Annotated in this window: 15 protein-coding genes and 1 tRNA gene; 7 read left to right on the plus strand and 9 right to left on the minus strand. The window is 51.7% G+C overall.

What is annotated here, in order from left to right:
• Window positions 1–38 precede the first annotated feature (38 nt).
• Together truC and HGO41_RS21125 are read right to left on the minus strand one after the other, a co-directional pair.
• The gene (gene truC / locus HGO41_RS21120; protein WP_166861385.1) at window positions 39–818 is read right to left on the minus strand and encodes a tRNA pseudouridine(65) synthase TruC; all 780 of its coding nucleotides are present in this window, start codon (window positions 816–818) and stop codon (window positions 39–41) included.
• Between the two features lies 1 nt (window position 819).
• Complete coding sequence (locus HGO41_RS21125; protein ID WP_013574186.1) at window positions 820–1,134, minus strand: YqcC family protein; 315 nt, start codon at window positions 1,132–1,134, stop codon at window positions 820–822.
• Between the two features lie 190 nt (window positions 1,135–1,324).
• On the opposite strand from HGO41_RS21125, the gene HGO41_RS21130 reads away from it, so the two are divergent.
• A complete protein-coding gene (locus tag HGO41_RS21130; RefSeq protein WP_013574185.1) occupies window positions 1,325–2,563 on the plus strand; it encodes an MFS transporter in 1,239 nt (412 codons plus the stop codon).
• A gap of 657 nt (window positions 2,564–3,220) precedes the next feature.
• On the opposite strand, the gene syd is transcribed toward HGO41_RS21130, so the two are convergent.
• Window positions 3,221–3,772, minus strand: a complete 552-nt coding sequence (gene syd / locus HGO41_RS21135; RefSeq protein WP_013574184.1) for a SecY-interacting protein — start codon at window positions 3,770–3,772, stop codon at window positions 3,221–3,223.
• A gap of 76 nt (window positions 3,773–3,848) precedes the next feature.
• On the opposite strand from syd, the gene queF reads away from it, so the two are divergent.
• The 3 genes from queF (at window position 3,849) to xni (ending at window position 7,060) form a co-directional block, all read left to right on the plus strand.
• The gene (gene queF / locus HGO41_RS21140) at window positions 3,849–4,694 is read left to right on the plus strand and encodes an NADPH-dependent 7-cyano-7-deazaguanine reductase QueF (RefSeq protein WP_112152495.1); all 846 of its coding nucleotides are present in this window, start codon (window positions 3,849–3,851) and stop codon (window positions 4,692–4,694) included.
• A gap of 170 nt (window positions 4,695–4,864) precedes the next feature.
• Window positions 4,865–6,229: a nucleotide 5'-monophosphate nucleosidase PpnN gene (gene ppnN / locus HGO41_RS21145; protein ID WP_013574182.1), complete on the plus strand. Its 1,365-nt coding sequence runs from the start codon at window positions 4,865–4,867 to the stop codon at window positions 6,227–6,229.
• Between the two features lie 78 nt (window positions 6,230–6,307).
• Window positions 6,308–7,060, plus strand: a complete 753-nt coding sequence (gene xni, locus HGO41_RS21150; RefSeq protein ID WP_013574181.1) for a flap endonuclease Xni — start codon at window positions 6,308–6,310, stop codon at window positions 7,058–7,060.
• 130 nt (window positions 7,061–7,190) lie between these two features.
• Here the strand turns inward: xni and rlmM are convergent, their stop codons facing one another.
• From rlmM to HGO41_RS21170, 4 genes are all read right to left on the minus strand, one after another.
• The gene (gene rlmM / locus HGO41_RS21155) at window positions 7,191–8,297 is read right to left on the minus strand and encodes a 23S rRNA (cytidine(2498)-2'-O)-methyltransferase RlmM (RefSeq protein WP_013574180.1); all 1,107 of its coding nucleotides are present in this window, start codon (window positions 8,295–8,297) and stop codon (window positions 7,191–7,193) included.
• Complete coding sequence (locus HGO41_RS21160; RefSeq protein ID WP_013574179.1) at window positions 8,290–8,685, minus strand: DUF423 domain-containing protein; 396 nt, start codon at window positions 8,683–8,685, stop codon at window positions 8,290–8,292. The genes rlmM and HGO41_RS21160 overlap by 8 nt, the downstream gene beginning before the upstream one ends.
• 94 nt (window positions 8,686–8,779) lie before the next feature.
• Window positions 8,780–9,700, minus strand: a complete 921-nt coding sequence (locus HGO41_RS21165) for a transcriptional regulator GcvA (protein ID WP_013574178.1) — start codon at window positions 9,698–9,700, stop codon at window positions 8,780–8,782.
• A gap of 484 nt (window positions 9,701–10,184) precedes the next feature.
• Entirely contained in the window at window positions 10,185–10,406 is a 222-nt protein-coding gene (locus tag HGO41_RS21170; protein WP_013574177.1) for a YgdI/YgdR family lipoprotein, read from the minus strand.
• 187 nt (window positions 10,407–10,593) lie between these two features.
• Here HGO41_RS21170 and csdA point away from each other — a divergent pair, with 187 nt between their 5' ends.
• Window positions 10,594–11,799, plus strand: a complete 1,206-nt coding sequence (gene csdA, locus HGO41_RS21175; protein WP_223510391.1) for a cysteine desulfurase CsdA — start codon at window positions 10,594–10,596, stop codon at window positions 11,797–11,799.
• Between the two features lie 20 nt (window positions 11,800–11,819).
• The gene (gene csdE, locus HGO41_RS21180) at window positions 11,820–12,254 is read left to right on the plus strand and encodes a cysteine desulfurase sulfur acceptor subunit CsdE (RefSeq protein ID WP_037035153.1); all 435 of its coding nucleotides are present in this window, start codon (window positions 11,820–11,822) and stop codon (window positions 12,252–12,254) included.
• Here the strand turns inward: csdE and tcdA are convergent.
• Together tcdA and mltA are read right to left on the minus strand one after the other, a co-directional pair.
• Window positions 12,242–13,057 carry a tRNA cyclic N6-threonylcarbamoyladenosine(37) synthase TcdA gene (gene tcdA / locus HGO41_RS21185; protein ID WP_013574174.1) on the minus strand — a complete coding sequence of 272 codons (816 nt, stop codon included), beginning with the start codon at window positions 13,055–13,057 and terminating at the stop codon, window positions 12,242–12,244. The genes csdE and tcdA overlap by 13 nt on opposite strands.
• A 45-nt stretch (window positions 13,058–13,102) precedes the next feature.
• A complete protein-coding gene (gene mltA, locus HGO41_RS21190; protein WP_112152498.1) occupies window positions 13,103–14,215 on the minus strand; it encodes a murein transglycosylase A in 1,113 nt (370 codons plus the stop codon).
• 220 nt (window positions 14,216–14,435) lie between these two features.
• Between mltA and HGO41_RS21195 the strand changes: the two genes are divergently transcribed.
• A tRNA-Met gene (locus HGO41_RS21195) sits at window positions 14,436–14,508 on the plus strand.

A 14,508-nucleotide genomic window follows, 5' to 3' on the forward strand; every position in this document is an offset into this window, starting at 1 on the left:
TTCACTCCTGTGTGATGCCAATATTTCAATCAAAGGGACTAAATTTGTGCACTATCCTGACGGCAAGTTTCTGCAAACTCAACCCTTTCAAGCTCAGGGATTTTTCCCTGCCAGCCAAACTGTGTCACCACATTTTGCCAGCGATGATCCCAGCGCGCCTGAATCGACAACGGCTCACCCGTAACCGGATGAGGCAATTGCATATGACTGGCGTGCAGCATCAGCCCGGAACAGCCGAAATGCTGCGTCATACCCCGGTTTTGCTTTAAATCACCGTGCGCGCTGTCTCCGATTATCGGGTGACGCAGATGCGACATATGCCTGCGCAGCTGATGTTTACGACCGGTTTCTGGTTTCAGTTCTACCAGGCTATAACGGGCCGTATCATAACGACCAACAGCCACGGGCATCTCGACCTGAGCCACCACGCGATAATGCGTGACCGCAGGCTGTGGCGCTTTATCCGGACTGGCAAACTTATCGGCGATTTTATCAAGCTCTTCCGTCAGCGCGTAATCGAGGGTACCGTCTTGCGGCACATACCCGCGAACCACGGCATGATACACCTTGCTCATCTGGTTATTTTCAAACTGCTGCGACAGCAAACGCGCCACTTCGCTGGACAGCGCCAGCAGCAAAACGCCCGACGTCGGCTTATCCAGCCGGTGAACCGTAAACACATGCTGACCAATCTGATCACGCAATGTTTGCATCACAAACACCGTTTCATGGCGGTCCAGCCAGCTGCGATGAACCAGCATACCCGCAGGTTTATTTACTGCGATCAGATGTTCGTCCTGATACAAAATTTCCAGCATGTCAGTCTTCTATGTTCAGCAAATCGTCGAGGCGTTGCAGCTGAGTCAGCAAACGGAGTGCTTCAGGCATCGCCACTTCAAAATAGGGGGTGATAGCAAAACGGGTTGGCATTGGTGCCTGGGCCTCCAGCAACGCGTACATACGGGGAACCAGCACCCATTGGAGCCATTGTTCAGCAGACAGGGTATCCACTGAAAACGGCTCTTTGCTTTCAAAGGCTTCCGCTTCCGGCGGCGTGGCGTGCCACAATTTTTCATCACGCATGACCTGCTCGATATCTTCTAAAATCTGGCGAACCTGGTTTTCTATATTCATCAATGACTCTCTTCGTTCATGGCCCCGGGCAGCCTCCGCCGGGGGGCGCAAAGCATAACATTGAAGGACTGATGCCCCAACTTTCTGCATCCTATCCAATTTATCTATCCAACCATAAGTTTTTCGTGGTAGCGATAAACGCCCGTTACGGGCAAACTACCGCCACTTTTTTCTTTACAGATCTGTCCACATGTCCGCACAACACATTCAAAAAGCACACGCAACACCGGCAAAAGCCATGCTGGCCTCCGTCACCGGCTACGCCATGGACGGATTTGATTTATTGATCCTCGGTTTCATGCTCCCGGCTATTACCAGCGAATTTGGTTTGTCTTCCTCACAAAGTGGTTCGCTGGTGACCTGGACCCTGATTGGTGCCGTACTGGGCGGCGTCATTTTCGGACCTATCAGCGATCGTTTCGGCCGCATCCGGGTACTGACCTTCACCATTCTGATGTTCTCCCTCTTCACCGGTTTATGCGCTTTCGCACAAGGGTACTGGGATTTACTGATCTATCGCACTCTGGCTGGTGTCGGCCTGGGCGGTGAATTTGGTATCGGCATGGCGCTGATTGCAGAAGCGTGGCCGGCGGAAAAACGTAACCGCGCCTCGGCCTATGTCGGCATGGGCTGGCAGCTCGGCGTGCTAATGGCCGCCTTCCTGACACCGATGCTGTTGGGCATTATCGGCTGGCGCGGCATGTTCCTGGTCGGACTGTTACCGGCGCTGGCCTCTTTCCTTATCCGCCGCACAATGGGCGAACCGGAAGCCTTCGTAAAACACACTGCCAGCAATAATGATGGCTCACTGTTTAGCCGCATTAAGTTACTGTTCCGCGATAAAGTCACGACCAAAGCCAGTATCGGCATTCTGATCCTGTGCTCTGTTCAGAACTTTGGTTATTACGGGCTGATGATCTGGATGCCGAGTTATCTGTCGAAAAACTTTGGCTTCTCACTGACCAAATCTGGCCTGTGGACCGCCGTGACGGTTGTCGGTATGACCTTCGGCATCTGGCTGTTCGGCATGTTGTCGGATCGTTTCCCGCGCTGGAAAATCTTCCTGATTTATCAGATTGGCGCTGTCGTGATGGTGGTGTGTTACGCGCAGTTGTCTGACCCGACGCTGATGTTGTTCGCAGGCGCGCTGATGGGGATGTTCGTGAATGGCATGATTGGCGGTTACGGCGGCCTGATTTCCGATCTCTATCCGGTACGTGTCCGGGCGACGGCCCAGAATCTGTTATTTAATCTCGGACGTGGCGTCGGTGGTTTTGGCCCGCTGGTGATTGGAATGCTGGTGGCACAGGTGTCATTTACCGCAGCAATTACCTTGCTGGCCGCGATTTATCTGCTGGATATTTTTGCCACTTTATTCCTGTTGCCGAAAAAGCAGGGGCAGGATGATGTCTTGGGGGCGATCGGCTGAGGAATGGCTGGCGCTTTGGGCTGGAAGGAAGATTTTACAGAAGTAATTTTTATAGACATAAAAGTTGGGGGCACTGTTTTCACAGTGCCCCCGGTTCGTTTTATAGCAATCCAGCTACCTGAGTGCTCCCTGCTCAATCCCTGAAAACTTTTCCTGCGGTTATCCTAACCGGCTGTCCTTTGCATCGTCCAACTTTCATCCTGACGGTCTGTCCTAAGTCATCCTGACTGATGTCCCTTGGTCATCTGTGACCCGCTCAGCTTCCTTTGTGAGCTCTCTTCTCCGTCCTGGAGGTGTCCCTGGTTTCGTCCTGAAACATCCTGGCATAATCCGATGCCGTCCTGACTCTTCCTGAGCCGTCCCCTTTTTTATGAATCAGCCATCATCCTGATGTTCTGCTTCATGCTTCCTTAGTGCCTGACTAGAATCGTTGATTTCGGCCTTGGGAGCAAGGCAGGCTGTAAGCCAACCTCAGCGGGCGTAAGCCGTCTCACAACCAATAAATCAACCAACTAATTGATTTTATTTATGAAAATTATTTTAACCAGGAAGTAATTAAGTCAAATTAGCGAGATCTCTTACAGCCTTTGTGAGAGATCTCTCACACGCTTGTGAGCCATTTGTGCTCTGCGGGATGGGTCGTTCAGATGATGTTGCTCAGGCGGGACAAACAGCGGTCAGCATTGTAAGGAATTCTGATAACGATGGCGAGAGTATAGTTCGTTTTTTACTGCCGAACTGTTCCAGCACGACATTACCGGTCACATTGCATAACGAAACCAGATCCAGCTCGGAATCTGTGGTCGCCAGAAAAAGGGTAGGTGTCAGCTTCAGCCTCTTTTGCGTGACCAGATGCCCGATCAGATTTTCCTGCAAACGGGTGAAATCTTCCTGGCTCCAGACCTGCAACAACGTCAGCGGATTTCCCTGCCAGCTGGCGGTCATGTCCCCTGCATACTGTGTCGTGTAAAACTCATGCGCCTCAGGACGCAACTGTAATTCCAGCGCCCGTTCTACATTTTGCAAGGTCGCATCAGGGGTAAACGTCTGTGTTAGCCAGAAGACCTTGTCTTCATCTGTTTTGACCACGCACGGCGAATCCACACCAAAAAGGGCTTCACTGGCGGGCGGCATGCCGGTTTCCTGTTGCCAGAGATCGACATAACGTTGAGTAAATTCACGCAATGCTACAGAAACTTCAGACTCCATAATTCTCTCATCTTCCGGTAAGGCTGGGGTAAACTAGGGATTATTCTCTATTGTACCTATTTCGTAAGGTGACAGCATGTCCTCATATCAGGATAACCCCGCCCTGGCGCAACTGACGCTGGGTAAAAGTACGGCTTATGTCGATCAATACGACGCGTCTTTATTGCAGGCCGTTCCGCGCAGCATGAACCGTGAACCGCTGGGTTTATATCCGGACAACTTACCGTTTCATGGCGCAGATATCTGGACGCTGTATGAACTGTCGTGGCTCAATGCCAAAGGCCTGCCGCAGGTTGCCGTGGGTGAAATCAGTCTGAATGCCAACAGCCAGAATCTGATCGAATCCAAAAGCTTCAAGCTCTATCTGAACAGCTTCAACCAGACCGTTTTCGCGGACTGGCAGGCGGTCAAGGAAACATTAACCCGTGATTTAAGCGCCTGCGCGCAAGGCGAAGTCACGGTGAGCGTCAGCCGTCTGTCTGAGATTGAAGGTTCAGCGGTTGGGCATTTTGACGGTGTTTGCATCGATGAGCAGGATATTGAGATCGACAGTTACGAGTTCAGCACGGATTATCTGGCCAATGCTAAAGGTGCTGAGATCGTTGAAGAGTCGCTGGTCAGTCATCTGCTGAAATCCAACTGCCTGATCACCCATCAGCCAGACTGGGGTTCCGTTCAGGTCCAATATCGCGGCCCGAAAATCGACCATGAAGCGCTGCTGCGTTACCTGGTTTCTTTCCGCCATCACAATGAATTCCACGAACAATGCGTTGAACGCATCTTTAATGATTTGCTGCGTTTCTGCCAGCCGGAAAAGCTTGCCGTTTATGCGCGCTATACACGCCGCGGTGGTCTGGACATCAATCCATGGAGATCCAACTTCCCGTTTGAACCTGCAACCGCGCGACTTGTCAGACAATAATGCGAGACGTTGCTCAAGAACTGAGCTAACGCTCTGTCAGCATTGGTAAAAGCCTGATGACGGGGTTACTGTTAAATCGCGTACGGCGCAAAAAATATGATCCGAAAAATCATGCGCCGCAATCAGGTAGCAGAAAGAATCACTGCACCCGTTGGTGTCAAGGAGCAACTTTGATTACACATATCAGCCCGTTAGGCTCAATGGATTTGTTGTCGCAGCTGGAAGTCGACATGCTCAAACGTACTGCGAGCAGCGACCTCTATCGTCTTTTCCGAAATTGTTCACTGGCCGTGCTTAACAGCGGCAGCCAGACTGACAGCAGTAAAGAGCTTCTCGACCGTTACGAAAGCTTTGATATCAATGTGCTGCGCAGAGAGCGTGGCGTGAAACTGGAACTGGTAAACCCACCGGAAGACGCATTTGTGGATGGCCGGATTATCCGCTCATTACAGGCCAACCTGTTTGCTGTACTGCGCGATATTCTGTTCGTGAGCGGGCAAATTGACAACGCCGGTCGTTTTCAGCACCTGAATACCAAAAACTCAGCGCATCTGACCAATCTGGTGTTCTCTATCTTACGCAATGCCCGCGCCCTGCATCTGGATGAAGATCCGAACATGGTGGTTTGCTGGGGCGGACATTCAATTAATGAAATTGAATATCAGTATGCCCGTAACGTCGGCAGTCAGCTGGGTCTGCGTGAACTGAACATTTGTACCGGCTGTGGCCCGGGCGCAATGGAAGCCCCGATGAAAGGCGCCGCCGTCGGCCACGCGCAACAGCGCTACAAAGCCGGCCGCTTTATCGGCATGACAGAACCGTCGATTATTGCTGCTGAGCCGCCTAATCCACTGGTCAACGAACTGATCATCATGCCAGATATCGAAAAACGGCTTGAGGCGTTCGTGCGCATTGCGCACGGGATCATTATCTTCCCTGGCGGTGTAGGTACCGCAGAAGAATTACTGTATCTGCTGGGCATTCTGATGGATCCGGAAAACAGCGATCAGGTTTTACCGCTGATCCTCACCGGCCCGAAAGAAAGCGCGGATTACTTCCACGTTCTTGATGCCTTCATTAAAGAAACGCTGGGTGAAGAAGCCTGTAAGTTCTACACCATCATCATCGACGATCCGACAGAAGTCGCCCGTCAGATGAAACGCGCCATGCCGCTGGTGAAAGAAAACCGTCGTAACAGCGGAGATGCCTACAGTTTCAACTGGTCGATTCGCATTGCGCCCGATTTGCAGCACCCGTTCGAACCGAATCATGAAAACATGGCGAACCTGAATCTTTATCCTAACCAGCCACCGCAGGAACTGGCCGCCGCACTGCGCCGCGCCTTCTCCGGTATTGTGGCCGGTAACGTGAAAGAATTTGGGATCCACGCCATCGAAAAACATGGTCGCTTCAAGCTGCACGGCGATCCGGCTTTAATGAAAAAAATGGACAGCCTGCTGCAAGGTTTCGTCGCCCAGCACCGTATGAAATTGCCGGGCAGCGCATATATTCCTTGCTATGAGATTTGTGCCTGACCGACCGATCACACGGCAAGTCACACTTCTAAAGCAGATCTAAGGGCGACGCGAGTCGCCTTTATTATGGAGATTAACATGGCAATACATCTGCTGATTATTGATGCCCTGAACCTGATCCGCCGTATCCATGCGGTTCAGGGTTCGCCTTGTCTGATTACCTGCCAGAACGCCATAGGTCAGCTGATTCAGCATACTCAGCCCACACATGCCGTTGCCGTATTTGACGAAGATGACCGGGCAGACAGTTGGCGTCATCAGTGTCTGCCCGACTACAAAGCCGGGCGCTCACCAATGCCAGATAATCTGGTTGCGGAAATGCCCAGCCTGAAAGCCGGTTTTGAAGGGCTAGGCATTGCCTGCTGGCATTCTGCAGGTAATGAAGCAGACGACCTGGCGGCAACACTGGCCGCGAAAGTGTCATCCGGCGGCCATCAGGTCACCATCGTTTCAACCGATAAAGGGTACTGTCAGTTACTGGCACCCAATATTCAGATCCGCGATTACTTCCAGAAACGCTGGCTGGATATGCCGTTTGTTCAGGAAACGTTTGGCGTATTGCCACAGCAACTCACCGATTACTGGGGTCTGGCCGGGATCAGCAGCAGTAAAATCCCGGGAGTGCCGGGAATAGGCCCGAAGACGGCGGTCACGTTACTGACGCAGACCGGATCGCTGGATGAGCTTTACGACAATCTGGAAGGCGTGCCGGAAAAATGGCGTAAAAAACTCGAAGAGCACCGTGAACTGGCGTATGCCTGCAAACGTGTATCAACGCTGCAAACCGACGTCGCGCTGGATGGCAATTTGCAGCAACTGCGTTTGCCATAAAAAAGCACTTCTCAAACGCAAGTGTTCAGGAAGGATACTCTGAATAATTTGAATTGCAGGCAGGTGGCAAGTAAGTGATTCGGGCGAACGCACGCAGCCCACGCCCCTGCAGTTCAAAGTATGACGAGTATCAGCGATCACGCTCGTCGCGGCGTCCGCCAATAGCCGACCAGAAACGGCGGATATGCACGGTGACTTCTTCGCGATCGTGATAAAGCTGCTTCGCGAAGATCTCGGCATTCACGCCATTTTCTTTCAGACGTTCGTCGATGCGTTCAAGAATATTAGAGACTTCTTCGTAACGCTTTTTCATCGGCAACTTCAGGTTAAAGATCGCCTCACGGCACCAGCCGTTGACCAGCCAGTCACACATCAGCGCAGCCACTTTAGCCGGTTTTTCGACCATGTCACACACCAGCCAGTAGTTCTTAGTGCTGGTGGATTTGTAACGGAAGCCGTCTTCACGCAGATGAATCACCTGACCGGTTTCCATCAGGCTGGGTGCCATCGGACCGTTGTCGACAGCCGTGACCATCATGCTGCGTTGTGTCAGCTGGTACGTCCAGCCGCCAGGACACGCGCCTAAATCCACCGCGTACATGCCACTTGCCAGACGTTCATCCCACTCATCAGCCGGAATAAAGACATGGAAAGCTTCTTCCAGTTTCAGCGTTGAACGGCTTGGCGCTTCGGAAGGAAACTTGAGGCGCGGAATACCCATATAGAACGGTGAATTGTTATTGCTGTAGGAATACCCCACATAGCAGCAACCCGGCGCGATAAAGAACACATGCACTACCGGACGCAGCGCATTCTCTTTCTTGCCCAGCACTTTGCATTCGCGCATCGCGGAACGCAGCGGCACAGTCAGTTTGCGGCAGAACTTGGTCAGCTCTTTGCTTTCATTGGTATCAGGCACTTCAACGCGAAGCTCACCACCGTTGGTAATCACGTTCTGAACCATGCCGACAATCGGAGAAACACGATCTTCCGGCGGCAAATCTTTCAGCAACTCTCCCACCACGATCAACTGACGGGCAAAAATCAGCTCGCGGAAGGGCAGTTCTTTGGCGATACGGTCAGCATCATCTGGTTGATAGCATTCAAACAGCACATAACCGCTGTTTTCTTTCACGCGGGCAAAACCGAAGATTTCCATCTTCGCAGCTTTGTCAGTAATTTCTGCTGCGCATTCTTTTTCAAAACCCTGACGGCAGTAGAGAGCAAGTTTATTCATGGCGTTCGGCCTTTTTCTTCAGGCGCAATGCGCCGATCAACAACAAAATCCAACCGACCAGGAACAAGGTACCGCCAATCGGAGTGACAAAAACGAACAAACGGAGATGTGACAGCGCCAGACAATAAAGGCTGCCGCTGAATAAAACGGTTCCCAGCGCTAAAAAGGCGCTGCTCCAGTAGAACCACACATTGCGCTGGCGCTGCATCGCAACACCCAGAATCATCACTACCAGCGTATGAATGCTTTGATAAGTTAACCCGGTATGGATCCATGCCATTTCCGCTTCGCCGAGCGACTGGCTCAACACATGTGCGCCAAAAGCACCGAAAGCGACGTAGATAAAACCGCTGATAGCGGCGAAAATCAACATTGAACGACTGGTCATTATGCGTTACCTGTTATCGTTATTTGCTGATGAAAAACCTGATTAATCAATCTCATCAGCAGACTCAGGACTTTCTATCCCCAGGAATCAGGCCTCACGCCTGATCGAAACGAAAGCGCAGTTTTTCCTGCTCGCTGGCTGCACGGGCGAGGATCCACTGACGAAAGGCGGCTATTTTACCCAGTTCTGCCTGACTGTCATGACAAACCAGATAAAAAGCATTTTTACTAATTAAAACTTCACTGAACGGACACACCAGACGTCCGGCCTCAATCTCAGTCTGTGCCATGACATTATTCACCAGCGCAATACCCTGCCCGTGAACGGCGGCCTGAACCACCATCGCACTGTGGCTGAAAATAGGCCCCTGCTGCACATTCACCTGCTGCAACCCAAGCTGTTTGGTGTACGCCAGCCAGTCCCGACGGGAAGCATCGTGCAGCAGTGTGTGATGACTTAAATCGGCGGGTTCCTTCAGCGGATTATCCCCCATCAGCAACGAAGGAGAACAAACCGGCAGTAAATACTCCGCATACAATCGCTCTGCCCGTAGCCCCGGCCAGTTACCCCGACCATGGAATATGGCGACGTCGACATCGTCGGCCAATTTATCTTCTTCACGGTCTACCGCCTGGATGCGTACATCGATGCCCGGATAAGCTGAGTTAAAGCCAGACAATCTTGGCACCAGCCATTGAATCGCAAAACTGGGCGGTAAACTGACGGTCAGCGCGCCTTTGGCACTGCGTGCCTGAAGTTTACGTGTGGCCTCATTCAGAGCAGAGAATATCTCTTTGATATCCAGATAATAGCTCTGCCCTTCTTCGCTCAGTAACAAAGAGCGATTGCGGCGGCGAAACAGTTTTAACCCTAAAAAGTCCTCAAGTGACTTAATCTGGTGGCTAACAGCGGCCTGCGTGACGAACAGTTCCTCGGCAGCCTTAGTAAAACTAAGGTGACGCGCTGCGGCATCAAACACCCGCAGAGAATTCAAAGGCGGTAAACGTTTTGACATAGAATGGATACTTCTTATTCGCCGGTTAGCGGAACGCCTGTCCGTGGGTTTAGGTATTAGTTTTTTTAATCCGAGACATTATAATTTGTCCGTTGAGGATGTACAGGCAAAAACCTATAGTGGCGCCACTTCCTGAGCCGGAACGAAAAGTAGATTGGTATGAGGATGCTGAAATACTTTTGGCTTGTGGTTGTGATGTTGTGTTTGCAATTGTCTGGCAATCCAGACGCGTAGCTTGAATGCTACAAACTTTTCACTTCCTGTACATTACCCTGTCTGTCCAAAGTGATTTTTTAGCACCGCAATTTGCGGTGCTTTTTTTTTGCTTTTTTTGCTGCATAAAGGACGCAAAGGAAACACCAGGCAGCAGAATGACGAGCGCATAATGTGACAAAACCGGCTTCCTCGCAAGAGGAGCCGGTTTTGTCACAAAGCAAAATGTGAGGTTACCTGAGCGACTGACTCAAGGTGTTCACGTCAGGAATCAGTTCCCTTCTGCCATTTCTTTGATTTCAGATTTATTGATCTGCTGCTTATTGCCATACGCATCGGTATAACTGATCATACCGGTATCACTGTCGGTGCTAGGTTTGCCTTCAGCAACAATGGTGCGGCCATCGTTGGTGTGCATCACGTAGTTGCTCGAACAGGCGGCAAGTGTTGTCGTCAGCAGTGCAGCTGAAATTACGGCGGCGATCTTCTTCATCATAGACTCCTTGCAGATTAATATGCTTCAAATTCCTGGTTAGACTCCAGGCTAATGCTTCTAGTCTTCGTAATTCAGCATAACAAACCTCTGATGAATTTCCAGGTAACCATTCCTAAAATGAATAAGCGGCTTGTGTTACAGATAAACCTGTATTTTTAACTCAGGCCGAAGGATCTGATTTCGTATGACTGATTTTAACCCCGCAGATTTTCGTCAACAGTTTCCTGCGTTGTCTCAGGGGCAATGTTATCTCGACAGTGCCGCCACCGCCCTGAAGCCGCAGGCGGTGATCGAGGCCACTGTAAATTTCTACTCTCAGGAAGGAGCCACCGTGCACCGCAGCCAGTATCATGCGGCGCAAGCCCTGACAGATGACTACGAGCAGGCCAGAAGGCTGGTGGCGCAGTGGATCAACGCGCCGCATTCCGCAGATATCGTCTGGACGCGGGGAACCACGGAGTCCATAAATCTGGTGGCACAAAGCTGGCTACGCCCTCGACTGCAACCGGGTGATGAGATTATTGTCAGTCAGGCGGAACATCACGCTAACCTCATTCCGTGGCTGATGGTCGCACAACAATGTCAGGCGCAGGTGATCACGCTGCCAGTGGATGAGTGCGGCATTCCTGATATCACCGCCCTTTCCGTCCTGCTGAACAACAAAACCCGCTTGCTGGCACTGACGCAAATGTCGAATGTTACCGGCGGAATACCCGATATAGCCCGTGCCGTTGAACTGGCACACGCTAACGACACGCCCGTTCTGATCGATGGCGCACAAGGCGTTGTTCATTGTTCGCCAGACGTTCAACAACTCGATATCGACTTTTATGCCTTCTCCGGCCATAAGCTTTACGGGCCGACAGGCATCGGCGTGCTGTATGGCAAAACTAAATTGCTCGAGAATATGGCACCGTGGCAGGGCGGCGGGAAAATGCTGACCCAGGCTTCCATGACCGGTTTTACACCGCAGGCCGTGCCCCACCGCTTCGAAGCGGGTACGCCTAACATTGCCGGTGTGATCGGGATGTCAGCAGCGCTGAAATGGTTAAAAACCGTAGATCTGCAAGCGGCAGAGAAATATACACAAAATCTGGCGAGTCTGGCTGAAGAGCAGCTTACGCAGATTGAGGGTTTCCGCAGTTTCCGCTGTCAGAATGCCTCACTTCTGGCATTCGATATCGCCGGTGTGCATCACAGTGACCTTGTGACATTGCTGGCTGAACAAGGCATTGCCTTGCGCGCCGGACAGCATTGCGCCCAGCCATTGATGGATGCTCTGGGCATCAGCGGAACATTACGGGCTTCATTTGCGCCGTATAATAATGAACAGGACGTTATACGGCTGGTCAGGGCAGTAAAATATGCTTTCGATCTGTTAGCCGACTAATTCATTCTTTGGGGAATACCATGTTAGCGCCACATCCTTTCGGCCATGAGATCACTGAATCCTCACTGACCGAAAAATTCGCGTCATTCCGTCAGTGGGAAGACCGCTACCGTCAGTTAATCCTGCTGGCGAAATCTTTGCCGCCGCTGGATACGACGCTGAAAACGCCGGAAAATGAGCTGTCTGGTTGTGAAAACCGAGTATGGCTAGGCGCGGAAAAAGCGGTGAATGGAACAATGCATTTCTATGGTGACAGCGAAGGAAGGATCGTTAAAGGTTTGCTGGCAGTGCTACTGACCGCCGTGGAAGGCAAAACGCCAGACGAGATTTTAATGCGGGATCCGCTGGCGCTGTTTGATGTATTGGGGTTGCGTGAGCAACTGAGTACCAGCCGCTCCAGCGGGCTTCATGCGCTGGCAGAAGGCGTAATCGCCCTGGCTCGTCAGGCTGCCTGAGCCTGACGCTGTGCCTTAGCCATCATCTTCTTCAGTACGTGGGATACCGCGACAAAACCAAACGTCGCGGTAACCATCGTTGCAGCCCCAAAACCAGACGCGCAATCCATGCGTTTAGGGCCTTCTGCGCTTGCCTTTGCAGCACATACCGAGCCATCAGCCTGCGGATACATCAACGGCTCGCTGGAAAACACACAGTCAATTCCGAGCTTACCTTTGCTGTTTTTCACCACGTTGAAATCATTTTTCAGACGTTCACGCAGTTTTGCCGCCAGCGGATCCTGAATGGTTTTCGCCAGATCCACGACAGCAATTTGGGTCGGATCAATCTGACCACCCGCACCGCCCGTCGTCACCACCGGAATTTTATAACGACGGCAATAGGCCAGCAGCGCGGCTTTAGGCCGGACGCTGTCGATAGCATCAATGACATAGCTGAACCCTTGATCGAGCATCTCCGCCACGTTATCCGGCGTAATAAAATCATCAATGCAGGTGACTTTGCACTCCGGATTAATCGCCAGAATGCGCTGCGCCATAATTTCCGTTTTTGCCTGCCCGACGTTTTCACGTAACGCATGGATTTGACGGTTGGTGTTGGTCACACACACATCATCCATATCAATCAGCGTGATCGCGCCAATACCGGTGCGGGCCAGTGCTTCCGCAGCCCATGACCCCACTCCGCCAATACCAATCACACAGATATGCGCCTGCGAGAACAGCTCCAGCGATTGCTGACCATAAAGCCGGGCAGTTCCGCCAAAACGTTGCTGATAAGCGTCGGAGTAAGTCGCTGTCATGAAAAGATAAACCTCAGTGCGTTCGAAGACTTTGTCGTTTGAAATCTAGTTGGATGGCGCGTATGCCGTGAACAACGGCTTGCCGTTCTGCGCTGATTTTAACACCCAGACGCGTCCGTAGTGATTATAAAATCCTGCAGAGTGGCCAGCGTCAGGACCAATCCCCTGATACATATCGAAATGTTGTCCTTTAATCGCACCACCAACATCCAGTGCGACCATCAGACGCATATGATATTTACCGGTAAACTTGCCTTTATCGTTAAGCTCCGGCACTTCCGCCAGCAATGTCGTACCCGCCGGGATCAGCGAACGGTCAGAAGCTACAGAGGCTTTGGCAATCAGCGGCACACCGCTGGCACCGCGAACTGGCGCGAAAGGTTCAGGCTTGAAGAAAACGAATGACGGATTCTGTTCCAGCAATTCACGCACTTCTGCCGGGCTGTGAGTATCTGCCCACTGGCGGATCGCCTGCATAGACATATTCTCACGCGCCACTTCACCGCGGTCGATCAGCACTTTGCCGATACTGCGGTAAGCGTGACCATTCTTGCCCGCATAACCGAAGAACATGAACGGGCGACCATCGCCGTAATCGACATAACCGCTGCCCTGTACTTCCATCATAAAGTTATCCATCAGGGAGTTGGTCCAGGCCACCACATAGTTATCACTCAGGGCACCGGAGTAAATCGAAGCACGATCGGGCAGACGACCGCGTTTAGGCGGCATACGGTACAGCGGATACTGGAATTCGCCCTGACGGGTGTAGCGCGCCTGCACAACTGGCGTGTAATAGCCGGTCAGTTGCACGTTACCAAAATTGTCAGCACCTTCCATCTGATAGGCGCTGATGCCGTACTGGCTAAGATTGCGGGTATCAGCCCCGGAGCGCAGCCATTGTTCAACAGCCTGGAATGTCGTGTTATTACGGCCATATAAAGAAGAAGAGGCAATTTGTACCGCAGCGACCTGATTAGAGTAATCCAGCGCGTTTACCGGCTTGCCTGTAGCATTCGGCTCATTCACATATTCAAGCGCATTATCCAGACGGCCATCTTTATACTGCTGGCCCCGGTCAGTCGGTCGCGAAGAACACCCCGCCAGCACCGCTAACACCAGACCACCCAGCAGATATTTATTCCAACGTCCTTTCATTATTGCCGCGCTCTCTTACTTTCAGGGAAATGACTGGCGAAACGATAACAAACGCCCTATCAGAAAGGAATTGCCACAGCCGAAAAAAGTGTACTGAGCCAAATTGAACACCAAACGGCGATTTTGTGCATAAAAAGCCAGCAACTAAGTGCTTTATTTGAATAAATTCAAAAAAGGGTTGCACGAAATCTCATGGGGAGTATAGTTCGCCTCCATCGGACGCGGGGTGGAGCAGCCTGGTAGCTCGTCGGGCTCATAACCCGAAGGTCGTCGGTTCAAATCCGGCCCCCGCA

It is taken from the genome of Rahnella sp. CG8 (genome assembly GCF_023701875.1).
Lineage (GTDB): Bacteria > Pseudomonadota > Gammaproteobacteria > Enterobacterales > Enterobacteriaceae > Rahnella > Rahnella aceris.